We start from the raw sequence: 26,677 nt of genomic DNA on the forward strand, positions 1-26,677 counted from the left end.
GGACAATGCCAGCCAATATTCCGAATTCCCCTATTAAAACGCTGTATGCCTAACTACGTTCACCGCCTTGAAGACCTGCTGCTTTTCAGCGAAGTCGTTGAAAAAGGCGGCTTTTCGGCGGCCGCACGTGTGTTGAATATGCAACGTTCCAAGCTGAGCCGCCGAGTCGCCGAGCTGGAAGCGCGCCTGGGCGTGCGGCTGCTTCAGCGCAATACGCGCCGCGTGTCGCTTACCCCGATGGGCGAACAGATTCATGCCCACGCCAAAGCGCTGGCCCGCGAAGCGCGCAGTGTCTTCGACCTGGCCGCGTCCATGGGCGATGCGCCCGCCGGGATGCTGCGCATCACCGCGCCCTCGCCGCTTGCGACCCGGATTCTGGGCGGCTTGGTCGCCCGCTTCTGCGCTGAGCACCCCCGCGTGCGCGTGCTGCTGGACACGCGAGACCAGATCATCGACCTGGTCGGCGAAGGGTACGACCTGGGCTTTCGCGCCCAGTCATCGTCGCTGACCGACGCCCGATTGAATGCGATCGAAATCTCCGCCGTGCCGATGGCGTTGGTGTGCAGCCCGGCGATGGCCAAATCCCCGCCGCGTCACCCGCGCGACCTGGCCACCCTGCCCCTGCTTGCCCACGGCACGCAGGACGGCCTGCACACCTGGCGCTTGACCGGCCCGGGCGGCGAAATGGAAGCGGTGGAATTCCAGCCCCGCAGCCTGAGCAGCAATATGGACACGCTGCGCGCCATGGCGGCGGCGGGCCTGGGTCTGGCGCTGGTGCCGCGCTATCTGTGCGGCGACGATCTCGATCAAGGCCGGCTGGCGCGCATCCTGCCCGACTGGACGCCCGCGCCCGCCCGCATCTACGCCGTCATGCCGGCACGTTGCGGCGAGCCGCTGGCCTTGAAGCGCTTCCTTGAATTCACGGCGGCTGAATTGCCCGCATACCTGACCTGAAGCGCGCCTTCCGGAGCACAGGGCCTTGCAGGCTTGGCGCGCGTCCGCCAAAGTAAGGGTTTCGCCGAATCCGAACCGGTCTGGCGCGATACGGGGCCGGAACTTTGACGTGCCGCTCAAGTCTTATATAAGATATAAGACACAAACCAAGATATAGACCCTCGGCAAACTTGTCCAAGAGACAATGACAAACTCGCCGAAACGCCTGAAAATGCCGCCTTCAGCCTGGGCAAAACCACGGAGTCCATCATGCCGCACAACACCCTAGACACACTCAAGAATTTCAAGATCGGCAACAAGTCCTGTCAGTTCTATTCGCTGCCGGCGCTGGGCAAGTCGCTTGGCATCGATGTGCAGCGGCTGCCGGTCTCCATCCGCATCGTGCTGGAATCCGTGCTGCGCAACTGCGACGGCAAGAAGGTCACCGAAGAACACGTCCGTCAGCTGGCCAACTGGCAAGCCAACGCCAAGCGCGAAGATGAAATTCCGTTTGTGGTCGCCCGCGTCGTGCTGCAGGACTTCACCGGCGTGCCGCTGCTGGCCGATATCGCCGCCATGCGTTCGGTCGCCGACAAGATGGGCAAGAGCCCCAAGAGCATCGAGCCCCTGGTGCCCGTGGACCTGGTGGTGGACCACTCGGTCATGATCGACTACTTCGGCACCAAGAACGCGCTGGACCTGAACATGAAGCTGGAGTTCAAGCGCAATCAAGAGCGCTACCAGTTCATGAAGTGGGGCATGCAGGCGTTCGACACCTTTGGCGTCGTGCCCCCGGGCTTTGGCATCGTCCACCAGGTCAACCTGGAATACCTGGCGCGCGGCGTGCACCAGGACAAGAAGAACAACGTCTATTACCCCGACTCGCTGGTGGGCACCGACAGCCACACCACGATGATCAACGGCATCGGCGTGGTCGGCTGGGGCGTGGGCGGCATCGAGGCCGAAGCCGGCATGCTGGGCCAGCCCGTGTACTTCCTGACGCCGGACGTGGTGGGCGTCGAGCTCAAGGGCCAGCTGCGCGGCGGCGTCACCGCCACCGACCTGGTGCTCACCATCACTGAAATGCTCCGCCGTGAAAAGGTGGTGGGCAAGTTCGTCGAATTCTGCGGCGAAGGCACCGCCAGCCTGACCGTGGCCGAACGCGCGACCATCGGCAACATGGCGCCGGAATACGGCGCCACCATGGGCTTTTTCCCGGTCGACGAACGCACCATCGACTACTTCCGCGGCACCGGCCGCACCGAAGAGGAAATCGCCGCCTTCGAGGCCTATTTCAAGGCGCAGAAGATGTTCGGCGTGCCCGCGTCCAAGGACATCAATTTCACCAAGCTGCTGACGCTGGACCTGTCCACCGTCGCGCCGTCGCTGGCGGGCCCGAAGCGCCCGCAAGACCGCATCGAAATCGGCAACGTCAAGAACACGTTCATCGACCTGTTCTCCAAGCCGGTCGCCGAAAACGGCTTCAACCAGCCCGCCGAAAAGCTCGACCAGACCTTCACGACCAGCGCCGGCACCAAGATCAAGAACGGCGACATCCTGATCGCGGCCATCACGTCCTGCACCAACACGTCCAACCCCAGCGTGCTGCTGGCGGCGGGCCTGTTGGCCAAGAAGGCCGTGGAAGCCGGCCTGACCGTGCCCAAGCACATCAAGACCTCGCTCGCCCCCGGATCCCGCGTCGTCACCGAATACCTGACCAAGACGGGCCTCTTGCCCTACCTGGAAAAGCTCGGGTTCGACGTGGCCGCCTACGGTTGCACGACCTGCATCGGCAACGCCGGCGACCTGACCCCGGACCTGAACGAAGCCATCACCAGCAACGACCTGGTGTGCTCGGCCGTGCTCTCGGGCAACCGCAACTTCGAGGCGCGGATTCACCCGAACATCAAGGCCAACTTCCTGGCCTCGCCCCCGCTGGTCGTGGCCTATGCGCTGGCCGGCACCGTGACGCGCGACCTGATGACCGAGCCCGTGGGCCGCGGCAAGAACGGCGACGTGTGGCTGGGCAACATCTGGCCGACCACCGAGGAAATCGACGCGCTGCTCAAGTATGCGCTGGACCCGGAGGCCTTCGAAGCCAACTACGGCCAGGTCAAGAGCAATCCCGGCAAGCTCTGGGAAAACATCAAGGGCGTCACCGGCGACACCTACAACTGGCCCGATTCCACCTACATCGCCGAACCGCCCTTCTTCGAGGGCTTCGGCATGACCCCGGGCGCGATGCCCACGGTCAAGGGTGCGCGCGCGCTGGGGGTGTTTGGCGATTCGGTCACCACCGACCACATCTCGCCCGCCGGTTCCATCAAGGAAAGCTCGCCCGCGGGCAAGTGGCTGAAGGAACACGGCGTCATGAAGGCCGACTTCAACAGCTACGGCTCGCGCCGCGGCAACCACGAAATCATGATGCGCGGCACGTTCGCCAACGTGCGGATCAAGAACCTCATGATCCCGGCGCTGCCCGACGGCAGCCGCTTCGAAGGCGGCGAAACGCTGTTCCAGCCCACCGGCGAACAGATGTCGATCTATGACGCCGCCATGAAGTACGTCGCAGCCGGCACGCCCACCGTGGTGTTCGGCGGCGAAGAGTACGGCACCGGCTCGTCGCGCGACTGGGCCGCCAAGGGCACCCAGCTGCTGGGCGTCAAGGCGGTCATCACCCGCAGCTTCGAACGCATCCACCGCAGCAACCTGGTGGGCATGGGCGTGCTGCCCCTGCAGTTCAAGGGCAACGACAGCGTGCAATCGCTGGGCATCACGGGTGAAGAAACTTACGACATCTCCGGCCTGGAAAACGGCATCAAGCCGATGCAGGACGTGACGCTGACGATCACGCGCAAGGACGGTTCCAAGCAGGACGTGACCGTGCTGCTGCGTATCGATACGCCGATCGAGGTGGATTACTACCAGCACGGCGGCATCCTGCCGTTCGTGTTGCGCCAGCTGCTGGCGGCGTAAAGCACCCCCACGCCGCACTCGCTTCGCTCGCTTGCTGCCCCCCGAGGGGGCGGCCCCGCCTTCGGGCAGCCGGGCGGCGGGGCGGCAATTCTTCTGCAGAACGCCCCGGGACCTTGCGGTTCCGGGGCGTTTTTCATTGGCCCTGCGTCATGAATCGGCAGGTGTCTGACACCCTCCGGAGATGGTCTTGGGCTTGCCGCTTTGCCTCAGCGGGTGTCAGACACCTCGTCATGATTCGGCAGGTGTCTGACACCCTCCGGAGATGGCCTTGGGCTTGCCGCTTTGCCTCAGCGGGTGTCAGACACCTGGTCAAACTTAATCGAACTGATAGGCGTCCATCGCCAGCGCGCCATACGACACTTCGTCGTTCAGGCGCTTTGCCTTTTCTCCACCCGCGCCCAGCGCCACGTACAGCGGCATCAGGTGGTCGTCGTGCGGGTGCGCCTGCATCGCGCCGGGCGCCTGCGCTTGCCAGTCCAGCAGGGCGGGCACGTCGTGGCGCGCCAGCTTGTCTGCGTACCACGCTTGAAATCCCGGCACGTAGTCCGCCGCCGGCGCGTTCAGCGGCATGCGGACGTGGCGCAGGTTATGCGTCAACGACCCCGAGCCGATGATCAGGATGTCTTCGTCGCGCAGGCGCGTCAGCGCGCGGCCCAGTTCCATCTGCCCTGCCGCGTCGCGGCCCATGTCCAGCGACAGTTGCACGACGGGCACGTCCACGTCGGGATACAGGTAGCGCAGCGGCACCCAGGCGCCGTGGTCCAGCGGACGCCGCGGATCGCGGTCGGCGGCGATGCCCGATTCCGCCAGCAGCGCCTGCACGCGCGCGGCCAGTTCGGGCGATCCGGGCGCGGCGTATTGCAGCGCATAGAGCTCGGCCGGGAATCCGCCAAAATCGTGCCAGGCAACCTGCTGGTCACGGGTCGACAGCGCCAGGCCTTCGCCCATCCAGTGCGGCGAAACCACCAGAATGCCGCGCGGTTTGCGGCCCTGCGCGGCGCTCCAACCGGCCAGCGCGGGGCCGGTCCGGCCGGGCTCGACGGCCAGCATGGGAGAACCGTGGGAAACGAAAAGCGTAGGCCAACGCATGGCGATGCCTCCAGAAGCAATTAACGATGCTCACATTGTCAGCCGATTCAAATGCGCAATAAACCCCCTTCACGGGGATTGTCTGTTGCCCGATCAGCATCAATCCGTCTTCTTGCGGATCCCGCTGGCCGCCCCGGCGGCGTCGTCCGGCGCAGGGCGAACCTCGCGCCCCCGCCGCGAGTGCCGGGCGTTAAACTACGTCGTTACACACTGAATGGACGTTCCCCGAAGTTATGGCCCGATCCCGCAGCCAATCCGCTCCCCGCATGACCCGTGACGCCACCCGGCTGGTCGCGCTTGCCCAGTCGCTGAATCGCTCGGGCAGCCGCGTCGAAGACGTCTTTTGGGAGACCCAGCTTGGCGAAGCGATCCCGAAGCTGCTCAAGGCCGGTCAGGATGCGCCGCTTGAAGCGGCGCTGGACCACCTTGCCCAAAGCGACGTAGGCGCCTACGAGGTCCTGATCGAACAGGCCGAAACCCTGTCCGAATCGATGAAGATCGAGAAAAACGGCGTCCGGTACGACGTACTGCTGATCGTCGCGCCCATCGTCGCCTGGACCCGCTATGCCATTCCGACCGGCTCGATTTCCGCCAGCGCGCAGCAGGCCCTGCTGGCGCAGCTTCATGGGCACGTCCTTTCCAGCAACGCGCGCACCGCGCTGATGCCCATGCTGGTCAGCGTGGACCAGATGCCGCGCACGTTCTCCGAGACCTGGCAGTGGCTGCAGCGCCTGGGCGCGCAAGCGCTGGGCGCCGAAACCACCAAGCCGGCGCTCAATACCGACACCGAAACGGCCAACATGCTGGCCGACACGCGCTACATCGTCGGCACGGTGGCCGTGCCCGAGGGCGAGCCGATCTTCCGCTGGCAGGAACACGTGGGCGATGCCGACGCCAGCCGCGATGCGTGCCTGGCGCAATGGGCGGCGCAAGCGCAGCCCACGCTAGCCGGGCTGCTGCCCGGCTGCGGTTTTGAAGCCCTGCTGCCCGATGCCTACTACGTCAGCAACCGCGAAGCCGATCGCCAGGTTCGTCCGCTGTCGCTGCGCGCGGCGGTCAGCTGGCTGGAAGGCGCCGTCAACCTTGAAGCCGCGCAATTGCGGGCCGTCGTGGCCGGCTGCGGCGAAGGCCGCATCGACGAATACCGCATCGGCTTTACCGCGCGCAGCAGCAACGACGTGTACTACGGCTGCGTCTGGCCGCTGTACGGCCGCGAGGAAGACCTGGTCATGGACGAGGGCCAGCCCGACGTGGTCGACGAGATCGCGGCGCTGCTGAAGGAATACGGCGTGACCGACGTGCGCCGCATCCCCGGCGTGCTGCCGCCCGAATACTGCGAGGACTGCGGCGCGCCCTACTTCCCCAATCCCCTGGGCGAACTGGTGCACGCCGAGCTGCCCGAGGACGCCGAGGCCGCGCCCGCCCAGTTCCACTAGGCCTGCCATGCAAGCGGACATCTTCTGCCGGGTCGTCGACAACTACGGCGACATCGGCGTGTGCTGGCGCCTGGCGCGCCAGCTTGCGCGCGATTTCCACTGGGATGTCCGCCTGTGGGTCGATGACCTGGCCAGTTTCGCGCACATCCAGCCAGGCATTGTGCCGGGCGCCGCGCGCCAGCAACTGGCGGGCGTCGATATCGTGCACTGGCCGGAAACGCCCGACGCCGCGCTGCAGGCGCGCGACGTCGTGATCGAAGCGTTCGCGTGCGACCCGCCCGAGGCATTCATCGCGTCCATGCGCCGCACCCATCCCGTCTGGATCAACCTGGAATACCTGAGCGCCGAGGCATGGGTCGAAAGCTGCCACGGCCTGCCGTCGCAGCGGCCGGACGGTCTGGTGAAGCACTTTTTCTTCCCCGGCTTCACGCCCGCCACCGGCGGCCTGCTGCGCGAGCCGGCCCTGGCTGCGGAACGCGAAGCGCTGCAAGGGTCGGCCGGCTTGCAGGAGGCCTTCCTGCGATCGGCCGGGGTGCCAGACGATGCGCTGGCCCTGCGACGCGATGGCGCCCGTACCTTGTCCCTGTTCTGCTACCCGTCCGCGCCGGCGGGTGAACTGGCGCAGGCGCTGGCGGCCGATGCGCGTCCCACCCTGCTGCTGGTTCCGCAAGGCGTCGCGCCGGCGCTGGAAGCCGCCAGCCAGACGACAGGATCGCCACGCGTCGTCCGCCTGCCCTTTCTTGCCCAGCCCGATTACGACCGCCTGCTGTGGTGCGCCGACCTCAATTTCGTGCGCGGCGAAGATTCCTTCGTGCGCGCCGCCTGGGCCGCGCGCCCGCTGGTCTGGCAGATCTATCCGCAGGACGAAAACGTCCATCTGGAAAAACTGGAGGCCTGGCTCGCGCGCTATCCGGCCCCCGAATCCGCCCACGCGCTGATCCGGGCCTGGAACCAGTCCGAACCAGGCCGCACGGCCCCGGCCATCACGGCCGCGCTGGCGCCCCACGCCTGGCAGGCATGGGTGGACGCGGCGCACGCCTGGAACGCCAGCCAGTCCGCGCTACCCGGTCTGGCGGAAAATCTGGCCGCATTCTGCGCAGAGTTGGCCAAGAAACGCTAGAATAGAGAGTTTTCTGAGTCGCCCTGAATGTGTCGGGCCTCAACTATGACGCCTCCCGGGGTGTGCAAAAGCCTGATGCGGCTTATGCAAGCACGGCGAGTGCACCCATCACCCCCGGAGTTTTATCGATGAAAACCGCTCAGGAATTGCGAGTCGGCAACGTGGTCATGGTCGGCAAGGATCCCCTCGTGGTCCAGAAGGCCGAATACAACAAGTCGGGCCGTAACGCCGCCGTCGTCAAGCTGAAGTTCAAGAACCTGCTGACCGCCTCGGCCAGCGAATCGGTCTACAAGGCCGACGAAAAGTTCGAAGTCGTTCAACTGGATCGCAAGGAATGCACGTATTCCTACTTCGGCGACCCGATGTACGTCTTCATGGACGAAGAGTACAACCAGTACGAAATCGAAGCCGAAAGCATGGGCGACGCCCTGAACTACCTGGAAGAAGCGATGCCCGTGGAAGTGGTCTTCTACGACGGCCGCGCCATCTCGGTTGAGCTGCCCACCACCATCGTTCGCGAAATCACCTACACCGAACCTGCCGTCCGTGGCGACACGTCGGGCAAGGTGACCAAGCCGGCCAAGATCAACACCGGCTACGAACTGAACGTGCCGCTGTTCTGCGCCATTGGCGACAAGATCGAAATCGACACCCGCACGAACGAATACCGCAGCCGCGTCAACAACTGATCCGGCCCAGCGTCAAAAAGCCAGACCTTTCGGTCTGGCTTTTTTTTGCGCTTGGCATAGTGCGGCAAGGTGTCTGACACCCTCTGGGACGGTGCCTCAAGCTGTAGATCACCCCCCCAGGGTGTCAGACACCTTGCCACAAGCTGCATCAACTCCTCTGGGAGTCAAACACCTTGCCGCAAGCTGCAGATCATCTCTTCAGGGGGACGGACACCCCGGCGCCTTACTGCAGCCGTTCGTCGTCCAGGAAGTCAGGCACGGCCATGACTTCAATGCCGTCTTCGGCCAGGGCTTCGCGTTCTTCGACGGTGGCGGTGCCGCGGATCGGGCGGTCGTCGGCATCGCCTTCGTGGATGCGGCGCGCTTCTTCGGCAAAGCGCGGGCCGACGTTTTCGGTGCTGCGCACCAGCGCCCGCACCTGACGCATGACGGCGGCCTGCAAGGCGGCCATCTTTTCGGCGTCGGACGCGCCGGGCGGCACCAGGGGCTGAGCGGCAGGCGCATGCAGGTGCGCGACGTTCAGGCGGGGCGCGGACAGGCGCTTGGTGATGGTGGCCGACCCGCAGACCGGACACGTGACGAGGCCACGCGCCTGCTGCGCATCGTAGTCTTCGTGCGAACCGAACCAGCCTTCAAAAATGTGGCTGTGGTCGCACTCGAGGTCAAAAACTTTCAGTGCCATGGCGTCTATATGGGGTGCCGCTCCCAGAGTACAAGGCGCGCAGCATTTACTTGCCCCGGTTTTGCGCTGGCGTATTGCCTACCTGCGCCTGCTGTGCCTGCAAGGCGTCGATCTGGCGTTGCAAGTCGCGCAATTGCTGACGCACATCCTTCTGCTGCCCCGCGAGCGCCGCGGCTTGCTCGCGCGATTGCGCCTGGCGGGCGGCGACCTGCTCTTCCTGCTGCAGGCGCGCCGTGCGGTCTGCCTGCAGGGCGCTCAGCTCGGCGCTGCGGCTGGCCAGCAGCTTCTCGGCGTGCGCATTCTCAGCCTGCATCTTGATGCGCTTGATGTCCACCTCGGCCAGCTCGGCCGACTGGGCCACGAAGGCGCGGTACGTCGCCTCGGCCTGCTTGTCCGACTTGGTCTTGACCACCCGCCAGAAATCCTTCTGCTGGAACAGGGCCACGTAATAGGTCAGGTCATCCGGCTTGAACAGCAGGCTGGCGCCGTAGGTGCCGTTGTAAGCGGTGCGCAGTTCCGACACCTGGCGGCTCTGGATCAACGCCTGCAGCTCGGACAGCGTGGAGGCCGGGCGCGCAGCCTGCGGCGGCGCGGGGGGAGTCACCGGCGTGGCGGGCGCCTGCGTGTCCTCGACCTGCTTCACCGTGGGACGGGGCGCTTCCTGCTGGGCGCTGGCGCACGCGGCCAGCCCCGACAGGGCCGTGCCCAGCAACACCATGCGGGCGGCGCCTCGGATAACTTGGACGTTCATGTTTCCCCCAAAAAAATGGTTGCGGCACTATATCAATTTATTTCTGAGCGCAGCGCAGTAGCCGCGTTTTCCGCACAAGAACTGTGGCTCGGTGCGGGCCATTCCCTATTGCGGTGTTCATACCGTCCCGGCGACGCCTTCGGCGGATTCGCCTTGGGCGCCGCCAAGCTGAAGCTTGCGCATTTTTTCCCAAAGCACCTTGCGGCTGATGCCCAACGTGTGGGCGGTGTCCTGGCGCCGCCATCCGTTGGCATCCAGCGCCGCCAGCACGCGTTCGCGCTCGGCGCGCTCGGCGTCGGTGAATGCGGCGGGTTCGGCCCGGGCCGGGGCGCCGCCCGGCCGCATCGGCCCCTCCAGCTGATCGAAGATGCGCTCGATCCGCGACGGATCCCACGCCTGGAACTGGCGCCGCACGATGGCAACGCGCTCGGCCACGTTCGAGAGTTCGCGCACATTGCCCTCGAAGCGCGTGCGCGCGACGCGTTCCAGCAGCCAGGACGGCGGCTCGTCCTTTACGCCCTGGTTCAGCAGCAAGGCACGAAAGATAGCGCCCTTCTCGTGCGGGCCGCGCTGTTCCAGATTGGGAATGCGCAGCTCGATGACCGCCAGCCGGTAATACAGGTCAGCACGGAATTCGCCCTGCCCCACCAGCCCCCGCAGATCCTTGTTGGTGGCCGCGACCAGCCGGAAGTCCACCGGCACCTCGGCCGTCGCGCCCAGCCGCGTCACCGTGTTCTGCTCCAGCACGCGCAAGAGCTTGACTTGCTGATACAGCGGCAGATCGCCGATCTCGTCCAGAAATAACGTTCCGCCCTGGGCCTGCTCGAAATAGCCCTTGTGCGCGCCGATCGCGCCGGTGAACGCGCCCTTGGCGTGGCCGAAAAAATGCGCTTCGAAAAGGCCTTCGGGGATCGCCCCGCAATTGACCGCGACGAAGGGGCCGTCGCGCCAGGCGGCCTCGTCATGCAGCAGGCGCGCGATGCGTTCCTTGCCCACGCCGGTTTCGCCGTGAACCAACACGTTGCTGCGGCAGTCCGCATAGATCTGCGCTTCGGCCAGCAGCTCCTGCATGGCCGCAGACACCGCCACCAGCGGCTGCTCGCGACGGGGCGCGGTGCGATCCAGCCGATTCAGGGTGCCCAGCAGTTCGACCAGCAGCTTGCGCAGATCCGCGCTGGTGAAGGTCAACGGCAGCGTGTACGAATACTCCGGCGGGTAGAAGCGCGGATCGCGTCCGCGCGCTTCCGCGGCCACCCAGATGACCGGCATCCCTTGCGCCGCCAGCCAGTCATAGCCGCTGAAGCGCTTGTCGCCCATCACCGATACGGACACCAGCGCCACCGCGCGCCGGGTCACATCGCGCGGCGGCGGAAACGCCGTGCCCGCGTCGGCGCGCACCAGCGACACGTCCATGCCGGCCAGGCAGCGCTCGGCGCGGCTGGCAATGTCGGAGGCGCCTTCCCAGACGTACACGTCGAACGCTTCGTGCGCGAAAGTCTCGCTCATCGCTTGGTCCATGCGGGAAAGAAGGGAACGAAAGTCAGGCACGTCGTCATCAGTACACCAGGCGGGGCTTGCCGCAATCCACGGAGATGAGGGAAACGTCGGTCTGGCCCACGCTCAAGCCCAGCACGCCGAGCAACTGTTGCAGCACGTTCGAGAGCGAACCGAGCAACGGGTCCAGCAGCACCATGACCACCGACAGCACGCCGCCGACCTGTCCGCTGCCGTTCAGGGCGAGCGAGCCGACCGCGTTGACCCGACACTGCCGGATCGCGTCGGGCGTCAGCGCCAAGGCGCACGTCACGTCGCTCAAGGGGGCCAGCAGCAACGAGTTCAGGATGCCACCCACCAGTTGCAGCGTGCCGCCCAACACGCCGGTCAGGCCGCCTGTCGTGAGGCGCGCACCCAACTGGTCCATCGCGGTCTTGGACCACTGCATGTCGTTGACGACTTTGGAAATCGTCTTGCCCGCGTTGTTCTTGTCGCCGCCCACCAACTGGGTTGCCAGGTCCTTGCGCTGCGTGTCGGTGAGCGGCGTGCCAGTATTGAAAAGGTCGCCCAGGATGCCGCCGATGAGCGCGTCCGACAGGTTGGCAGCCAGCTTGGACAGGTCCACGCTGGTGGCGTTGACCGTGGCGGTGGCGTCGGGCGACGGCGGCGCGGTCAGCGTGACGGGCACTGGCGCGGACGACCCGAACACCGGCAGCGTCACCCGCGCGGTCAGCGGCAGGATGCCCAGCACGTTCAGGACCTGATGGCGGCCAATGGCCCCGAAAGCGCTGGGCTCGCAGCGATTCGTGAGCGACTGGAAATTCGCGGCGCTGGCATCGGTGGCGGACGTCATGCCGGGAAAGCGCCCCAGACATACGCTGGCCGCGGCCGAGGTCACGTCGATCACCGCCTGGTTTTCCTTGAGCGGCGCCTGGCACAGCTGGCGCAGCGTGCCGGTGGACTGCGCCACGCCGATGATGATGGGCAGGTCCACCTGCGTGTTCAGGGTGCTTGCCAGCAACGGACCGACGAGCGGAATATTGCTGGTATTGACGCGCAGATACACGCGCAGCCCGGCGCTCACCGCCTGCGTGCCCACGCCGCCCACGCCCAGGGAGGGCGGTTCCACGATGCGCACGCGCGCATCCAGGCCCAGCAGCGGCACGCTCAATCCCAGGTTGATGAGATTGCTGCCGTTGGCGATGACCAGCGCGGTTTCGAGAAGGTTGCGCGCGTTGACCTCGGCTTGCAGCGCCGCGCTGGCGTCGCTGCCCACGACATGCAGATCCAGTACGGCGCCGTCGCCAAGCAGTTTCACGGGCAGATTCAGCGGCATCAGGGCGAGGACCGTATTGATGGCGTTGCGAAGCAGCGCGACGTCGGCGGTGGCCGTGGCCTGCTTGTCGATGACGCTGAGTGTCGCGCTCAGCAACTGGCCCAGCGTCAGCGAATTGAGCGCGGCGAGCTGTTCGGGTGTGCCGACGCCGGTTGCGGCCGACAGCGGCAGGCCCAATGCCTCCAGCAGGCCGGCGGGCGTGATGGCCACGTTGGCCAGTCCCGCGGCATCCAGGACGTCTAGCTGCGACGGCGAGGCGCCGGCCGTGGCCAGCAGTTGCGACAGCAGGCCGCCGCGTTCCAGACGCAGCAGCCGGGAACCGACCGTGAAGGCCGCCACGGGCGGCGTGCGCGTCGCTACCGCCGCCGCCGACGCCGTGACGCCGCCCACGCCGGGAACCAGATTGGCCAGCTGTTTGCGCACGGTGACGCGCACCGCGTTGTAGGCCTGCCCGCCCGCCGCCTCGAACACATGCATGCCGGTGGCGTCCGATCGCGCCGGATCCCACACCTGGCATGTCACCGTGAGGTCCGATTCCGAAAAGGTGTCCAGGATGTTCGGCAGATTGGCCAGCGCGGACGCGCGGCCCGCGGCAGCCGCCCGGGTGCAATCGGCGCTGGCGCCCAGGTTCAGGACCTGCACCGCCGACAGCGCTGCCAGATCCGCCGCCTTCTGCATCTCGCGCTTCATGTAGGCGCCATAGCCCAGCTGCAGAACGCCCAGCAACACCGCCGCGACCAGCACCGCGAACACGGCGGCCACGGTCATGCTGCCGCGTTGCCGCGGCGGCGGGCAAGGTCGAGGATAGCCGGCTGACATGCGTTTGCGACTCCGTCTTGGCCTGCGGCGGGAACGAACCGCGGGACAACCTATTGAACGTTGGGGATTTCCACGTTGCGGTCGAACCACACGGGAATGGGCTGCTTGAAACTTTCCAGATAACGGTTCCACGCCGCCGTGGACACTGGCCCCAGAATGGGCAAGGCATTGCCCGCGCGCCGGCCGTCGGCCTGCGCCGCCAGCAGGCCGCGCGTCACGTCGCCGAAGGCCTCCTGCCGGGCCGGGGTGGGTGACTCCACTGTCGCCGCCGGCGCGGAAGATGCCGTTGATGGTGCCGCTGCCGGCGGCAACGGCGTCTGCACCTGCTGCACCACCGGCCGGTCCGGCATCGTGGACGTCGCCGCCACGGCTGCCGACGCAGAAGCCGGCACGGCCGACATGCTGCCCGTCAGCGGGGCATTCGATTGCGCGTTTGCGGCGAACGGCGCCAGCGCCGCGCAGGCGCTGGCCAGAACGAAAACGGCGAGGGAAATCGGACGCGTCATGACGAAGCTCCTTGACCAGCGGTTAACGCACGATGGGACCATTGCCCAACCCTTCCATCAGCGGGCTCATCATCGGCAGGACGGCCTGCTCGCCTGCGGACACTCGCGTGGGCGACGCCTGGGCCGCAACCGGCGCGAGCTGGCCGCGGATCTGCGCGGCCAGCTGCAGCACCTGCCCGCGCGCTTGCTCGCCCAGTTGCGCGCGGTCCATCACCTGCTGCGCGCGCAGCGCATCGCCTTCCACCAGCAGCAGCACTGCCAGGTTCGCCAGCACCTTGCCGCTTTCCGGCGTCAGTTCCGCCGCCTGCCCCAGCGGCACGCGTGCGCCCGCCGGATCGCCCGCCCGCAGACGCGCGTAGCCCAGGTCGCCCAGGATCCGCGCGTCCATCGGCGACAGCCGCGCCGCCCGCCCGAGGTAGTCGGCCGCCTGATCGAACTGCCCGCGCGCACCGGCGATCAGGCCCAGCCCATGCCAGCCTTCGGCCGCCTGGTCGGTCGCGGTCAGCGCCCGGTAGGCCTGCTCGCTCAAGGCTGCCTGGCCCGTCTGGCGCAGCGCCTCGGCGCGCAGGACCGCCACACGCGGATCCTTGCCGAACTTCTGCTCGAAGCCGTCGATATACGCGAGCGAGGCGAAGTAGCGCTCCTGGCGTTGCGCTTCGACGATCAGCGACAGCATCATCTCCGGCTCCTTGGGCCGGCTGCGGTTCTCGGCCTCGTCCTCCTTCTGCCGCATCAACGCCTGTTCCTGCTGCTGTTGCTGAATCAGTTGCCAGGCCGATTCGGTCTTGTTGGTCTGGCATCCGCTCAAGCCCGCGCCAGCGACCAGCACCGAGGCAGCAAGCCCGCAACGCGCCGCGAGCGACCGGTTATTCGTTACGCCGTCCATCACATCCCCCCCATGCGCGACAAGCCGCGCAACACCGCGATAAATCCCGCACCGCCCGTCACGATCAACAGGGCGGGAAGCAGCGTCACGATCATGACGCCGGTCATCTTGACCGTGGTCTTGCCCACCTTTTCTTTCAGCTCCAGACGCCGCTTGTCACGCAGGCGTTCGCCGAACCGGTTCAGGGGCTCCTGCACCGCGCCCCCGTGCTGGTCCACCTGCGCAATGAGACGGCAGATCGCGGACAGGTCGTCGTTGTCGAAACCCGTGGCCATCCTGGCCAGCGACTGCTCGCGCGTGCGGCCGCGTACGTAGAGCTCGGAGGCCAGGCGCAGTTCCGACGACAGCACCGGCAACACCTGACCGAATTCCTTGACCAGCACTTGCAGGCTCTGGTCGATGGACAACCCCACGCCTTGCAAAAGGCGCAGCAGATCGATCAGCAAGGGCAGCTCGTCGGCCGCCTGCCGGCGGCGGCGCGCAAGACGCCGTTGCACCACCCATTTGGGCAACATGTAGCCCAACGCGAACGCCACGAACACCGCCACAACGGCACGTAGAGGAATCGCCGGCAACTGCTTGTGCAGGTCCAGCAGGATCACCGCGGCGGGCAGCAGCAGCGCCAGCCCGATCCGGATCAGGACGAAGCGCGAACGCGCCGTGGCGGGCCGCGCATAACCGGCCATGTCGACCAGCTTGCGGTCCTCGGCGGCCAGCAGCGCATCCGCAAGGCGGCCCTCGGCTAGGCGTTTGCCAACGGTGTCGGCCACCCGCGCTGCCGCGGCCAGCCTGCCCTGCCCGTCTTCACGCGACGCAGCGGGCGCCCCGCCCGCTCGCGCCGCCAGCGCCTGATCCACCACCTGGCGGCTGCGGTCCTGGCTACGCAGGCGCCGTGCCATGCCCAGGCCCAGCACCACCAGCCCGGCCGCCACCAGCATCAGCGCCATCGCCAGCACGGTAGACGCGTTCCAGGATTGCAGGATGTCCATGCGGCGCCTCCTCAGATGGCCTTGGCCATGCGATACAGCCAATAGCAGCCGCCGATCTGCAGGCAGACCGCCGTCAGTAGCATCTTGAAGCCCTGCGGGTCTTCCCACAGGCCCATGAACAGGTTGTTGTTGGCCACGATGATGAACCCGGCGACGCCGACGGGCAGCAGCGCCAGGATCCACGCCGACAGCCGCACCTCGGCCGAACTGGCGCTCAGTTCATTGCGCGCCTGCGCCACGTCGCGCATGAAGGCCGCCATGCGTTCCAGCACCTGGTCGCTGCGGCCGCCAAAGCGCATCGCCAGCGACACGACCGCCGCGATCATGTACAGCTCCTTCAGGCCATAGAGACGCGACACGTGCGCCAGCGCCGCGTCCAGTTCCTTGGAGCTGCTCAGGCTGGCAGCCGTTTCCACCACTTCGCGCAGGGGCTCATCGGTGGCCGCGGCCGCAGTCCGGAAGGCGGCGGCGATGCTGTTGCCGATGGTCAACAGGCGCACGATGTTGTCCAGGAAGGCAGGCAACTGCGAAATCATCCGGCGCTGGCGCTTGTCGGCCCGCAGCCACAACAGGAAGTAGGCAAACACGGTCAGCAGCACGAGCGTCACCGCGCCCGACAGCGGTCCCAGCAGTAGCCATGCCAGCGCCGCCCCTGCCGCAATGGGCAGCGCGATGCGCAGATACAGGCCGGCACTTTGCCGTAGACCGGCCAGGCGCAGCAGACGGTCCCAGCCGGCGTGGCCGCTGCGGAATTCGCGCGCGTTCTCGGCAAACGGCGCGTCGCCGGAAGCCGCTTCGCGGCCCCGCGCCAGTTGGCTTTCCAGGAAGGCGGAGCTGGCCGCGCGGCGGGCGCTGCGGTCGGCGTGGCGCCACAGCAGCACCGCGCCGGCAGCCAGCAGCGCGGCCAGGCTGGCAAGCGCGAAAACGTCCTGCATCAGCGCCTCCTGCTCCAGAAGCCGCCGCCCGCGCCATCGCGGTCGTCCGGCCCGTTGTCCTGGGCCTGCGCCTCGCTGCGCAGCTTCGCAAGCTTGGGCGTATGCGGGTGGATGCCCAGCCAGTTCCAGCGATCCCGCTCCTCGCCCTCGGGCGTCGCGAAGGCATCGTGGCGATAAAGTTCCTGGGTGGAAATCACGTTGTCGCCCATGCCCGTGACCTCGGTCACCGACAGCACGCGGCGCTTGCCGTTGGACAGCCGGCCGATCTGCACGATGAAGTCCAGTGCGCTCGCGATCTGGCGGCGCAGGCTGTCCTCGCTGCCCTGGAACCCCGCAAACCCGGCGAGCATCTCGATGCGGTACAGACATTCGCGGGGCGAATTCGCGTGGATGGTCGCCATCGAGCCTTCGTGGCCCGTGTTCATCGCCTGCAGCATGTCCATGACCTCGGCGCCGCGCACCTCGCCCACCACCACCCGGTCCGGCCGCATCCGCAGGCTGTTGCGAATCAGTTCGCGGATCGTGACCGCGCCGCTGCCGTCAAAGCCGCCTTGGCGCGATTCCAGCCGCACCACATGCGGGTGGTTCAGCGACAGTTCCGCGGTGTCCTCCACGGTCACCACGCGTTCCGACTCGGGGATGAAAAACGCCAGCGCGTTCAAGAGCGATGTCTTGCCTGAGCTGGTGCCGCCGGACACCAGGATGTTGCAACGGTGCTTGACCGCCTCGTTCAGTAGCCGGTAGATCGCCTCGTCGAACGTGCCCAGCGTCAGCAGGTCCGCGGGCTTGAGCGGATCCTGCCGGAACTTGCGGATCGACACCATCGGGCCGTCCACTGCCAGCGGCTCGATCACCACGTTCAAGCGGCCGCCGTCGGGCAGGCGCGCGTCCACCATCGGGCTGGACTCGTCCAGCCGCCGGCCGATCGGGGCCAGGATGCGGCGCACGATGCGCAGCACATGCGCGTTGTCGGTAAAGCGAAGCGCCTCGCGGGCCAGCACACCGCGGCGCGACACAAAGACGTTGTCGTAGCCGTTGATCAGGATGTCTTCCACCGCCGGATCCGCAAGCAGGTCCTCCAGCGGACCCAGACCCGCCAGTTCCTTGGTCAAGGCCTCGGCGATGGCGCGCATCTCGCTTTCGTTGATCGCCACGCGGCGCAGGCGCACGAAGCTCGCGACCTCGATGTCCACGAACTCCTGGATCGCCGACCGTGTCCACCGGCCAAACTCCGCGCCCAGCTCTTCGATGCGGGACAGCAGGTGCTCGTATGCCGCCGTCTTCACGTCCTGGTAGCGGTCCGACGCCGAAAAGCCTTTGTCGCCGTCGCCGCCGAACTCTATCGTCGCTGTCATCATCGTCTCGGATCCCGTCACCGTGCGTCTGTTTTCCCGTCAGCCGATCACCATGCGCCGGTGCACGCCTGGAAGCCAGGTGGCCAGCCAGCTGGCGTGCCCGCCGGACGCGGCTTCCTCGGCGCTCAGACGCTCGGCCAATGTCTGCACCGCTCGCACGTAGACATCGCGCTCGGCCTCTTCGTGCAGCAGATGGCCGCGGTTGGTGCACACCATCAGCGGCAGCGTGCGGTCCGGCAGCGTGCCCACCAGCTCCAGGTTGAAGCGTTCGGCGATCTGCCTGGCCGTCATGCCGTAGCGCTCGTCATAGCGGTTCACGATCAGGCCAAGGCTGGCCCGATCCACGTGCAGCTGCTCCAGTTCCTGCAGCAGCCCGGCCAGCGACACCAGCGCGCCCACGCTCTGGTCGGTCACGATCCAGTTCAGCTGAGAGGCGCGCGCCAGTCCCGACACGAACTCCGGGTTGGTGAACCCGCCGGCGTCGGCCACGACCACCGAGAAATGCTGGCGCATGCGTTCAAACACCAGCAGCGAATCCGACTGCGACACCTCGCGCATCTGCGCGAGATCGCGCGGCAGCGACAGCACGCTCAGGCCATTGGGCGTGTGCGCCATGGCCGATCCGAGCAGCGTGGAATCGAGTCGGCGCAGGTTGCGCGCCGCCTCGGCAAAATCGAAATCGCCGCCGATGTTCAGATAGAGCTGGCAATCGCCGACGGGCCAGCCCAGGTCCATGAGCGCCACGCGGCTGGACAGCGGCAGCGGCTCGCCCGGCGGCCGGGACGCCTTGGCCGCGCGCTGGTGGTATCCGGCCTTCAGGCGGTCCTGCAGCATGCCCGACAGGTGCACGGCCAGGGTGCTGGTGCCCACGCCGGGACGCGCGCCCAGCAGGACGACGCTGCGGCGTGTGCCATCCATGCGGCCCATCGACGGGCGGTCCAGCACGCGCCGCACCACGTCCCGGACCTCCTGCGGCGCGACCGACGGATCGACGAAATCGCTGGCACCCGCGCGCAGGGCCGCGATCGCCCCTTCGGGCTGACTGACGTACCCCACCGCCACGCGCGGCAGCGTCGGCGCGATGCGCGCCAGCAGGCGCGCCAGCTCAGCGGACTTGAACAGCTTTCCAGGTTCGTCGTCGCTGAGCGAAAAATCCAGGAACACCACCTGCGGCGCAAGCTCGGTCAGGCGACGCGCCAGTTCCTCGATGCGCGGCGACTCCTGGGTCAGCACGCCCAGGTCGCCCAAAGCCTGCCCCAATTGCGCGGCAATCGTGCTGCCCTGGGAACAAAACAAGAACCGCGTGCCGTTTTGCAGGCCCACTCCTTCACTGACATGTGTCTTCATATTGGTCACCGTGAAAATCCCGGCATCTGTTGACCGCTCGCGGAACCGGTCAGGTAATAGCCCCAGGCGTTGAATGCCGTATCCGTCTGCTCCTGCCGGGCGCCCGGCAATGGCAGCGCCACGCCACGCGCGATCGGGCGCACCAGACGCGGCGTCACGACGATGACCAGCTCGGTGTCCTCCTGGGAATAGTCGACGCTGCGAAAGAAGGCGCCGATGATCGGCAGGTCGCCCAGCATGGGCACCTTGTTGACCATGGCCTTGGTCTGGCGCGACACCAGGCCGCTGATCACGAAGCTTTCCCCATCGCCCAGCTCGACCATCGTGTCGGCGCGCCGGGTGCGAAGCGCCGGAATGATGGTGCTGGTGTCCGCGCTGGTGTTGATGGCGATGCCGTTGGTGTAGTCCAGCTCGCTGGCCTCGGGCGCCACCTTCAGCGAAATCCGGTCGCGCGACAGCACGGTCGGGGTGACGGTCAGGCCTATGCCGAAGGGCTTGAAGGTCACATTGACGGTGCCCAGCCCGCCCGCCTGCGGAATCGGCAGTTCGCCGCCCGCCAGGAAGCTGGCGCTCTGGCCCGTCAACGCGACCAGCGTGGGTTCGGCCAGCACACGCGCCATGCCGTTAGTCTGCAGCAGGCGCAGGCGGGCCGCGAAATTGTTCGAGTCGTAGAACAACGAAAATCCGGATGCCAGCGCACCGCCCAGGCTGGGGGGCACGGTGGAGCTGGCCACGCTCCAGGGGCCGCTCGTGGCCGCGAAGTTGATGCCGGCCGCCTTCATCACCGAACGCGACACTTCCACCACTTTCACTTCCACCTGCACCACCCCGCCTGCGCCGGCGGTGGACAGGTCCACCACGTTCTTGTCGCCGCCCACGGCAGAGGCCGCGATGGCCGACGACGCGATCTGCCCCAAGGGCGATTCGGCATGCCCGGACACGACGGCGTGGCCGTCCGCGATGTCCACGTTGGCGCCGCCGCCCAGGCCGCGGCTTGCCAGCGCGCCTTGCACGCTGCCGCCCACGCGCACGTTCCAGATTTGCGGCGCGGTACTGCCGGCCGTCCAGACCTGCAGCCGCGTGGTGCCGGGCTTCTTGCCGTAAAGCAGCACGGCGCCCGCGCGATTGGCCGCGGCGGGCAGCACCTTCACCTCCGCGACGTCGGGGTCGCCGATGGCAATGCGCGTGGGCGCGCCACGCTCGAGCATGACGGTCTGCTGCTCCCTGACCGCCATGGAAATCTCACTGACCGGTGCGGTCGCGCCCGTCGCGGGCGCCGCGGTCTGTGCCAGGCCAATGCCTTCATTCGTCAACGCCGCGGCGGCCGACAGAAGGCAGATCATGGTGGTGCGCTGAAGTTTCTTCATAGTGCAGGACCCGATGATGGAATTCGTCCCGCCGCGGGCAGCGCCTGGTGCGCCCGCGGCCCGTTCAGTAGCGCACGTGCTCGGATTTGTCTCCTCGAATGATTTCAACTGTCCGGCCGCCGACGGAAGCTTGCGGACGCGCCGAGCCCCGCGCTGCGGGCTCGCGCGCGGCAGGCGCCAAGGCGGCCGCGGTCGTGCCGTCCAGTTGCACGAGGCTCTCGCCGGCAAAGGCGCGGTTCGGGCCCGCGCGCAGCGACTCGCGCTGCGCGGGCGTCAGATCGGCACGCACCGGCAACACCGTGCCGCGCGGTGCGAACAACGTTGCGTCCGGCATGCCCTCGTCACCCACCGGCCGCAGCGCCAGCTGCAAGCGGCCCGCGCGGCTGGCCAGCAATAGCTCGTTCACGCGATCCACCGGTACCGCCAGCACCGCGGTGCGCGCCGGCTGGCCGGGGCCGCCCTGCTGCAGCGCCGGCTTTTCGTCCGGCCCTTCCACCGAGGCCTTGCCGTAGGCCAGGACGCGCACCTGCGATTGCAAGAGACGCGCCTGACCCATCGCCACCTCGGCGCTTTTGTCGATCATGAAGAAGACGTCCACCATGTCGCCCGGGACGATGCGGTTGCCGCCGCCGATGACCTCGTCCACCGCGATGGCAACGGCGCGCTCGCCCGCCTTGAGCTGGCGCGCCAGACCCTGCGTCAGCAGGCTGGGCACGATCGGATCGCCCACGGCAATGTCGACCTTCGTCACCGCGCCCTCGAGCGGAGCGGGGTCGGTGAAGCCGCCGGACAACGCGGCCTGCCACTGCACCACCGTCAGCATGCGCGCGCTGTCGATGCGCGAACCGGCCGCGATCGCCTCGCGGGCCACCACGACCGGATAGAGCTTGACGGGCTCGGCCGGCGGCGCCACCGGCGCGGGCGGCGCCACGCTGACTGCCGGGCGGGGAGGCGCCGAGGCGAGCCGCCAGGCCACGAAGGCAAGCGCCACGCCCGCCACCAGCAACAGCCCCGCGACGATCCTGCTCACACTGCTCATGGCGTCTCCTGCGCTATCTGCACGACGGCCTGCGAATGCAGCCTGCTGGGTAGCCAGTCGCGGTTCGCGCCCGGCAATGCCGTGACCAGCCCGCGCACGGTTTCCAGCAGCGGCCAAGTCTGGGTGTTGTAGGTCACGGCGACGGTCGCACAGTCGGCCTGTCCGCCCCCCGCCCCCGACCAGGCACACGGTGCGCGCGAGGCGCTGCATAGCACCGCCGACCCGGCGGAGAAGGTTCGCATCGCGGCCAGGCACGCCTCGGCCGACACATCGGACTGGCCGCTGAAACGCGCATGGACGGCGGCGCGCGCGCCATCGGCGGCGGCGGCGGCCAACTGCTGCTGCATCCAGAACAGCGCGCCGAACCCCACCACGCCGCAAATGAAGAGCAACAGCACCGTAAGCGTCAACGAAAACTCCAGCGCCGCGATGCCCCGCTGGCGACGCCGCGCCGGCGGGCGATTGGAAAGTCGTGGAAACGGGCGCATGTCAGCCTCCCGCGCCCAAGACATCGCCCAGATGCACCGTCGCGCGCGCACTCAGCACGCTGGAGGCCGGCATCAGGGCCGTGTTCAGGAACGGCACCGCCGGAATGAGCGGATGCGCGCCATAGGCATAGGACACGTTGACTTCGACCTGATCCTGCGCCAGCGGCAAGCCGCTGCAAGCGCCACCAGCCGCGCTGGTCAGCGCGCCGTCGCGGCCGCAAACGGCGACCCGCACCGGCCCGGCGGACATGGCGCTGATCCATGCGGCCTGGGATAGCGCCGAATCGCGCCCGGCTTCGGCCCGCGCCGCCAGCGATGCGGTGCCCGGCTGCCATTGAAGGATCTTGCGCGCGCCGTCCTGCGCGGCGAGCGTCACGGAATGCTGTGCGGCAACCACCAGGGAATACGTCAGAATCCCGTAGAACACCAGGAAGAACACCACGAATACCAGGGCGAATTCCACGGAATAAGTGCCGCGCTGAAAGCCCCCAGCCCCAGATATGCGGCGTAGGGAATCTGGCGCGCCCGTTGGCCCAACGCCCATAACCCGGAAACCGCCACGACCACCAGGCTGTGCAGCCCGGCCAGCACGCTGGCCAGCACCAGCGTCACCATCAGCGGCGCAAAACCCAGCAGCAGCCCGAGCACGGCGATGGCCTTGATGTCGCCTGCCCCCATCAGGCGCCAGCGCCAAAGCGGCAGGAAAAGCGGCGCTGACATAAAGCCTGCCAGCGTCGGCAACCAGCCGGTCCAGCGCGGAGGATAAGCCCACCCCGGTACCAGCGCGGCGGCCAGCAGCCATAGCAATTGCGCCGCGAACCCCAAGACGATCAGCCGGTTTGGGACGCGGCGATGGCGCAGATCGGCGTGGATCAGCGCCAGAATCCAGCATGTAAACAACAGCCACCACAGCATCACCCCTGGGTACAAGGCCAGACCTTCTGAAGAACGGATCGGACGACAGACGCGCCGCAGCCGGTGCGGCCCCTTTCAAACAAGCATCAGGCGGGATGGCGGACGCGCCGCGGTGGCGCGTGCCACCGCAGCGCAGATCAGCTTGCCGCTCAGCTGGCGCCGCCAGCCGGCGGGGTCGTGCCCGTACCGGCCTTGGCGTTGTCCAGCTTGGTGCCAAGGTCCTCGAACATGCCTTTCAGGGAACCGGTAAAGGCGCCTACCGCGACAATGAGCGCGACCGCCACCATCCCCGCGATCAGCCCGTACTCCAGGGCCGTAATGCCGTCTTCGTCATTCCAGAACTGCGCAAGCATTGTTTTCATATCAAGCTCCATGGGCATCGATTGATGACCGGGCCGCGCCTGAAGACCAGAGCACGCCCTTGAAAGCCTGGAACAATCCGCGCGCCGCACCCTTCTACGCGCCGCGCATCCAGGGTCCCGCTAACCCGGCCCAGCCGAAGCGCCGGGGGACCTGCCCGGCGCCTCGACAGGCGCCGATTCAATGATCGAGTCGATACGCTGCGCCATGCGCGCGCGAAAACGTTGGGAAGCACGCTGCAAATGCCAACGCATGAGCAGCAAGGTGACGATCGACAGCGCGAACGCGATATACGGCAGCATGGCGCCCCCGATATACCGGCCGGCGGCATCGTTCTTCGAGGTGCAAATGACCGTGCCAGCCGCCGCGCCCGTGTAGTGCATGCCGCATACCGCGACGGCCATCAAGATGGCCGCGCCAATTCGCTGGCGTTCATTCTGCGTATTAAATGCAAGCCACAGCGCGGCGGTCGCCGCCACCACGGCAATCAGCACCGAAAAAACCACCAGCGGCAGATTCCAGAGCAATACCGCGGGCATGCGCGCGGCACTCATCCCGACATAATGCATGGACGCCACGCCGAACCCCGCCGCGCAACCGCCGATCAGGCACCGGGCAAACGAGAAACGCTCCCGGCCGACATACCAGAATGCCCACCCGGAAAAACCCGCCGCCACGAGAAAGCTGAGTATCGTCAGCCCGATCTGGTAGCCGACCTCAAAGGGCAGGTTCTGCGCCAGCATGCCGATGAAGTGCATGCCCCAGATACCCACTCCGCCCATCGCCACCGCGCCGATGACGACATAGCCCTTGCGGATTTCGCCGTCCTGAGTCTCGGCGCGAATGCCCGCGGCCGCCAACAGGGCCACATAGGAACCCAGGGCCGCGATCAGAAACGACAGCGCCACCAACCCGCCATCGAATGAGAGCGGAACGATTTCGCCCGGGCTCATGAAGGCTCCTCGTGTGGCAACCGGCAGCGCCGTGGCGCCGCCAGCCGATATTTGCAGTGCGTCTTGCAGTAAATCCCGGCCATGCGAATCTCCCGGCGGGTGCACACATTTTGCGTATTTTTGATACGTGGGATTCAGTTTATATATTGCCAAATCATACGCATCAGGGTTTTCACTGAATTTCGCAAACTAGCGACACGCGAGATGTAACGGATACCCCAAAAATCGGCGCAATCTTAATGAAAACTGCCGAAACTCGCCTATCTTTTATTGAAAACGTTAATGGGGACACCTTAATGATTTGTCGACAGCGCATTACCCGACCACTTGCAAAGGGGTTTTGAAATGAATTGTCATCCTGACGCGAATACTGGCACCATATAAATGCCCGTAAAACGCAACCATTCTTTGCTGACGCGGTAACCATTTTCCACTCGATACGCGATCCTTATCGCTCGTCTTTCACATGAGCCGGCAGAAATGACAGACAAGACAGGCACGCGAGTGACGTTCCAGATTGGCCCGCTGTCTCTGGCCTTGTTTTGCCTGCTGGCCGGCGGTTCGGCGGCCCGGGCTGAAGGGCCGCTGCGCGGCAATCCGGTAGACGCCCTGCCGCGAGTGGAACGCCCGCCGTCGGCAAGGCAACCCCCGCCCGTCGTCCAGACCGCCACGCCCGAGCAACTGGCCTTGCAAGCCCGGCTGGCGCAACGGATCGTGCCGCGCAATTTCGACGTGAGCGGCGTACGCGCCATCCCGTTCGAGGAGGTGTCCGCGGTGCTGGCCCCGCTGGCGGGCAAGGAAATCAGCCTGGGAGAACTGGTCGCGCAGGTGGACAAGATCACGCAGCTCTACCGCGACAAAGGCTTTCCCCTGTCTTTTGCGCTGGTGCAGAACCAGACGTTTGCCAATGGGCTGGTCGTGGTGACGGTGGTCGAGGGCTATATCGCCAATGTGCGTATTGACGGCGACATCGGCAACGCGCAGGCCCGGCTTGAGACGCTTGCCTCGCCCCTGCTGGCCGAACGGCCGCTCAGCCAGGCCACGCTGGAGCGCCAGCTGAATCTGATGCGCACCGTTCCCGGCGTGCGGTTCACGCCCAGCCTGGATTTGCCCCGGCGGGCCGACGGCGCCACCGATCTGATGCTGACGGCCAGCCGCCAGCCGGTCAGCCTGAGCGGCGACGTGGCGGATCTGGGCACCGGCATGCAGCCGGTGGTGAACGTCACCACCAACAGCCTGACGCCGCTGGGCGAGCAGGTGAAACTGATCGCGGCGGTGCCCTTCAATACCGATGACGTGAAGTACATCTCCGGTGAAATCCGCGTGCCGGTCGGCGCCAACGGTTTCGCGGTAAAGATCGATGGCTATCACTACGATGCGCGGCCCCAGGACGATGCGATCGAGCTGCTGGGTTTTGAACGCCGCGTAAAGAACGATCGCATAGGCGTGGGCGTGAGCTATCCATTTCTGTTGAATAACCGGCGCTCGCTGACCGGGACGTTGGGCGTATACGCGGCAAACTCCAAGGACCGGTATGACGCGCGCGAAACCGACCGCTGGTTGCAGCAGGATGCGCAGGTGCGCGCGGCCATGGCCGAAGTGCGCTATATCCAGGTTTCAGAAACCCAGGCCACGGACGTCACGCTGGGCGCCGCCAAGGGATTTGATGCCGCGGGGGCCAAAAAGGATATTTCGACCAACTACGGTTATTCCGCCACGCCGATGCTGGAGCTGGATTTCAGCCGCTACAACCTCAATGCCAAGCAGACCTTCGCGCTTCCCAACCAGTTCGGCCTGGTTTTCTCGGGCGCGGCGCAGTATTCCAGCAATATCCTGCCCGCTTCCGAACAAATCTCGTTTGGAAGCTGGCGCTTTGCCATGGGTTATCCGCAGGGCGAGCAAAGCGGCGACAAGGGTGTGGGCGTATCGGCGGAAATCAATCGCCGCTTCGGCGTGGGATGGACCTACCTATCCAGCGTGCAGCCCTACGCCTTGGTCGACTTCGCACGCACCTGGTACAACAACAAGGATCTGCAATCCCTGAATGATCGTCACCTGTCGTCCCTTGCCCTGGGCCTGCGGGTTACCGACGACAAGCACTATCTATTCGATTTCAACGTCGCCAAGCCGGTGGGATCGGCCACCATCAACAATGACCGCAACGTCCGTTTCAACGCCAATTACTCGGTATTCTGGGACGCGCTCTAGCGAA

24 protein-coding genes are annotated in these 26,677 nt (G+C 66.5%); 6 read left to right on the top strand and 18 right to left on the bottom strand.

Features of this window, described 5'->3' with window-relative positions:
* Positions 1–45 precede the first annotated feature (45 nt).
* Positions 46–954, top strand: a complete 909-nt coding sequence (locus tag V6V88_RS18025) for a LysR substrate-binding domain-containing protein (RefSeq protein ID WP_223576191.1) — start codon at positions 46–48, stop codon at positions 952–954.
* Between the two features lie 249 nt (positions 955–1,203).
* Positions 1,204–3,909, top strand: a complete 2,706-nt coding sequence (acnA, locus tag V6V88_RS18030) for an aconitate hydratase AcnA (RefSeq protein ID WP_062839130.1) — start codon at positions 1,204–1,206, stop codon at positions 3,907–3,909.
* A gap of 315 nt (positions 3,910–4,224) precedes the next feature.
* Here the strand turns inward: acnA and V6V88_RS18035 are convergent, their stop codons facing one another.
* A complete protein-coding gene (locus V6V88_RS18035) occupies positions 4,225–4,998 on the bottom strand; it encodes a class III extradiol ring-cleavage dioxygenase (RefSeq protein WP_280003775.1) in 774 nt (257 codons plus the stop codon).
* 233 nt (positions 4,999–5,231) lie between these two features.
* Here V6V88_RS18035 and V6V88_RS18040 point away from each other — a divergent pair, with 233 nt between their 5' ends.
* The 3 genes from V6V88_RS18040 to efp all read left to right on the top strand — a co-directional run bounded on the left by V6V88_RS18040 (position 5,232) and on the right by efp (position 8,243).
* Complete coding sequence (locus tag V6V88_RS18040; protein WP_338615875.1) at positions 5,232–6,434, top strand: DUF2863 family protein; 1,203 nt, start codon at positions 5,232–5,234, stop codon at positions 6,432–6,434.
* Positions 6,435–6,441: 7 nt separating this feature from the next.
* Positions 6,442–7,554 carry an elongation factor P maturation arginine rhamnosyltransferase EarP gene (gene earP / locus V6V88_RS18045; RefSeq protein ID WP_338615876.1) on the top strand — a complete coding sequence of 371 codons (1,113 nt, stop codon included), beginning with the start codon at positions 6,442–6,444 and terminating at the stop codon, positions 7,552–7,554.
* A 128-nt stretch (positions 7,555–7,682) separates the two neighbouring features.
* Positions 7,683–8,243 (top strand): elongation factor P, encoded by a 561-nt coding sequence (gene efp / locus V6V88_RS18050; RefSeq protein ID WP_006220534.1) that lies wholly within the window; start codon positions 7,683–7,685, stop codon positions 8,241–8,243.
* Between the two features lie 223 nt (positions 8,244–8,466).
* On the opposite strand, the gene V6V88_RS18055 is transcribed toward efp, so the two are convergent.
* The 17 genes from V6V88_RS18055 to V6V88_RS18135 form a co-directional block, all read right to left on the bottom strand.
* Entirely contained in the window at positions 8,467–8,925 is a 459-nt protein-coding gene (locus V6V88_RS18055; RefSeq protein WP_056323766.1) for a DUF1178 family protein, read from the bottom strand.
* A 46-nt stretch (positions 8,926–8,971) separates the two neighbouring features.
* The gene (locus V6V88_RS18060; protein WP_062839135.1) at positions 8,972–9,676 is read right to left on the bottom strand and encodes a DUF2968 domain-containing protein; all 705 of its coding nucleotides are present in this window, start codon (positions 9,674–9,676) and stop codon (positions 8,972–8,974) included.
* Between the two features lie 117 nt (positions 9,677–9,793).
* The gene (locus tag V6V88_RS18065) at positions 9,794–11,182 is read right to left on the bottom strand and encodes a sigma-54 dependent transcriptional regulator (RefSeq protein WP_338615879.1); all 1,389 of its coding nucleotides are present in this window, start codon (positions 11,180–11,182) and stop codon (positions 9,794–9,796) included.
* 49 nt (positions 11,183–11,231) lie between these two features.
* Positions 11,232–13,274, bottom strand: coding sequence for a TadG family pilus assembly protein (locus V6V88_RS18070; RefSeq protein ID WP_338615880.1), 2,043 nt, complete (start codon positions 13,272–13,274; stop codon positions 11,232–11,234).
* A 101-nt stretch (positions 13,275–13,375) separates the two neighbouring features.
* A complete protein-coding gene (locus V6V88_RS18075; protein ID WP_062839138.1) occupies positions 13,376–13,831 on the bottom strand; it encodes a DUF3613 domain-containing protein in 456 nt (151 codons plus the stop codon).
* A 22-nt stretch (positions 13,832–13,853) separates the two neighbouring features.
* Complete coding sequence (locus V6V88_RS18080) at positions 13,854–14,717, bottom strand: tetratricopeptide repeat protein (RefSeq protein ID WP_223576198.1); 864 nt, start codon at positions 14,715–14,717, stop codon at positions 13,854–13,856.
* The gene (locus tag V6V88_RS18085) at positions 14,717–15,706 is read right to left on the bottom strand and encodes a type II secretion system F family protein (RefSeq protein WP_062839140.1); all 990 of its coding nucleotides are present in this window, start codon (positions 15,704–15,706) and stop codon (positions 14,717–14,719) included. Before V6V88_RS18085 ends, V6V88_RS18080 begins: the two co-directional genes overlap by 1 nt.
* Before the next feature lie 11 nt (positions 15,707–15,717).
* Positions 15,718–16,641, bottom strand: coding sequence for a type II secretion system F family protein (locus V6V88_RS18090; protein ID WP_338615882.1), 924 nt, complete (start codon positions 16,639–16,641; stop codon positions 15,718–15,720).
* Positions 16,641–17,996 (bottom strand): CpaF family protein, encoded by a 1,356-nt coding sequence (locus V6V88_RS18095; RefSeq protein WP_223576201.1) that lies wholly within the window; start codon positions 17,994–17,996, stop codon positions 16,641–16,643. Before V6V88_RS18095 ends, V6V88_RS18090 begins: the two co-directional genes overlap by 1 nt.
* Before the next feature lie 39 nt (positions 17,997–18,035).
* Complete coding sequence (locus V6V88_RS18100) at positions 18,036–19,352, bottom strand: pilus assembly protein CpaE (protein WP_223576202.1); 1,317 nt, start codon at positions 19,350–19,352, stop codon at positions 18,036–18,038.
* Entirely contained in the window at positions 19,349–20,710 is a 1,362-nt protein-coding gene (locus V6V88_RS18105; protein ID WP_223576203.1) for a pilus assembly protein N-terminal domain-containing protein, read from the bottom strand. The genes V6V88_RS18100 and V6V88_RS18105 overlap by 4 nt, the downstream gene beginning before the upstream one ends.
* A gap of 64 nt (positions 20,711–20,774) precedes the next feature.
* Positions 20,775–21,749, bottom strand: a complete 975-nt coding sequence (cpaB, locus tag V6V88_RS18110; RefSeq protein WP_223576204.1) for a Flp pilus assembly protein CpaB — start codon at positions 21,747–21,749, stop codon at positions 20,775–20,777.
* Positions 21,746–22,159 (bottom strand): TadE/TadG family type IV pilus assembly protein, encoded by a 414-nt coding sequence (locus V6V88_RS18115; RefSeq protein WP_338615883.1) that lies wholly within the window; start codon positions 22,157–22,159, stop codon positions 21,746–21,748. Before V6V88_RS18115 ends, cpaB begins: the two co-directional genes overlap by 4 nt.
* Positions 22,160–22,238: 79 nt before the next feature.
* Positions 22,239–22,700 (bottom strand): TadE/TadG family type IV pilus assembly protein, encoded by a 462-nt coding sequence (locus V6V88_RS18120; RefSeq protein WP_223576206.1) that lies wholly within the window; start codon positions 22,698–22,700, stop codon positions 22,239–22,241.
* Complete coding sequence (locus V6V88_RS18125) at positions 22,646–23,167, bottom strand: prepilin peptidase (RefSeq protein ID WP_338128469.1); 522 nt, start codon at positions 23,165–23,167, stop codon at positions 22,646–22,648. Before V6V88_RS18125 ends, V6V88_RS18120 begins: the two co-directional genes overlap by 55 nt.
* 134 nt (positions 23,168–23,301) lie before the next feature.
* Complete coding sequence (locus V6V88_RS18130) at positions 23,302–23,514, bottom strand: Flp family type IVb pilin (RefSeq protein WP_223576207.1); 213 nt, start codon at positions 23,512–23,514, stop codon at positions 23,302–23,304.
* Between the two features lie 120 nt (positions 23,515–23,634).
* The gene (locus V6V88_RS18135; RefSeq protein WP_223576208.1) at positions 23,635–24,465 is read right to left on the bottom strand and encodes an MHYT domain-containing protein; all 831 of its coding nucleotides are present in this window, start codon (positions 24,463–24,465) and stop codon (positions 23,635–23,637) included.
* Between the two features lie 480 nt (positions 24,466–24,945).
* Between V6V88_RS18135 and V6V88_RS18140 the strand changes: the two genes are divergently transcribed.
* Complete coding sequence (locus V6V88_RS18140) at positions 24,946–26,673, top strand: ShlB/FhaC/HecB family hemolysin secretion/activation protein (RefSeq protein ID WP_223576209.1); 1,728 nt, start codon at positions 24,946–24,948, stop codon at positions 26,671–26,673.
* Positions 26,674–26,677: the final 4 nt, after the last annotated feature.

Source organism: Achromobacter sp. E1 (assembly GCF_037039475.1).
GTDB lineage: Bacteria > Pseudomonadota > Gammaproteobacteria > Burkholderiales > Burkholderiaceae_B > Achromobacter > Achromobacter mucicolens.

What these genes read in the sequence shown, in the direction of transcription:
- V6V88_RS18025 (WP_223576191.1), top strand. Translation starts at nt 46, where the DNA reads ATGCCTAACTACGTTCACCGCCTTGAAGACCTGCTGCTTTTCAGCGAA.
- acnA (WP_062839130.1), top strand. Translation starts at nt 1,204, where the DNA reads ATGCCGCACAACACCCTAGACACACTCAAGAATTTCAAGATCGGCAAC.
- V6V88_RS18035 (WP_280003775.1), bottom strand. Translation starts at nt 4,998, where the DNA reads ATGCGTTGGCCTACGCTTTTCGTTTCCCACGGTTCTCCCATGCTGGCC.
- V6V88_RS18040 (WP_338615875.1), top strand. Translation starts at nt 5,232, where the DNA reads ATGGCCCGATCCCGCAGCCAATCCGCTCCCCGCATGACCCGTGACGCC.
- earP (WP_338615876.1), top strand. Translation starts at nt 6,442, where the DNA reads ATGCAAGCGGACATCTTCTGCCGGGTCGTCGACAACTACGGCGACATC.
- efp (WP_006220534.1), top strand. Translation starts at nt 7,683, where the DNA reads ATGAAAACCGCTCAGGAATTGCGAGTCGGCAACGTGGTCATGGTCGGC.
- V6V88_RS18055 (WP_056323766.1), bottom strand. Translation starts at nt 8,925, where the DNA reads ATGGCACTGAAAGTTTTTGACCTCGAGTGCGACCACAGCCACATTTTT.
- V6V88_RS18060 (WP_062839135.1), bottom strand. Translation starts at nt 9,676, where the DNA reads ATGAACGTCCAAGTTATCCGAGGCGCCGCCCGCATGGTGTTGCTGGGC.
- V6V88_RS18065 (WP_338615879.1), bottom strand. Translation starts at nt 11,182, where the DNA reads ATGAGCGAGACTTTCGCGCACGAAGCGTTCGACGTGTACGTCTGGGAA.
- V6V88_RS18070 (WP_338615880.1), bottom strand. Translation starts at nt 13,274, where the DNA reads ATGACCGTGGCCGCCGTGTTCGCGGTGCTGGTCGCGGCGGTGTTGCTG.
- V6V88_RS18075 (WP_062839138.1), bottom strand. Translation starts at nt 13,831, where the DNA reads ATGACGCGTCCGATTTCCCTCGCCGTTTTCGTTCTGGCCAGCGCCTGC.
- V6V88_RS18080 (WP_223576198.1), bottom strand. Translation starts at nt 14,717, where the DNA reads ATGGACGGCGTAACGAATAACCGGTCGCTCGCGGCGCGTTGCGGGCTT.
- V6V88_RS18085 (WP_062839140.1), bottom strand. Translation starts at nt 15,706, where the DNA reads ATGGACATCCTGCAATCCTGGAACGCGTCTACCGTGCTGGCGATGGCG.
- V6V88_RS18090 (WP_338615882.1), bottom strand. Translation starts at nt 16,641, where the DNA reads ATGCAGGACGTTTTCGCGCTTGCCAGCCTGGCCGCGCTGCTGGCTGCC.
- V6V88_RS18095 (WP_223576201.1), bottom strand. Translation starts at nt 17,996, where the DNA reads ATGACAGCGACGATAGAGTTCGGCGGCGACGGCGACAAAGGCTTTTCG.
- V6V88_RS18105 (WP_223576203.1), bottom strand. Translation starts at nt 20,710, where the DNA reads ATGAAGAAACTTCAGCGCACCACCATGATCTGCCTTCTGTCGGCCGCC.
- cpaB (WP_223576204.1), bottom strand. Translation starts at nt 21,749, where the DNA reads ATGAGCAGTGTGAGCAGGATCGTCGCGGGGCTGTTGCTGGTGGCGGGC.
- V6V88_RS18130 (WP_223576207.1), bottom strand. Translation starts at nt 23,514, where the DNA reads ATGAAAACAATGCTTGCGCAGTTCTGGAATGACGAAGACGGCATTACG.
- V6V88_RS18135 (WP_223576208.1), bottom strand. Translation starts at nt 24,465, where the DNA reads ATGAGCCCGGGCGAAATCGTTCCGCTCTCATTCGATGGCGGGTTGGTG.
- V6V88_RS18140 (WP_223576209.1), top strand. Translation starts at nt 24,946, where the DNA reads ATGACAGACAAGACAGGCACGCGAGTGACGTTCCAGATTGGCCCGCTG.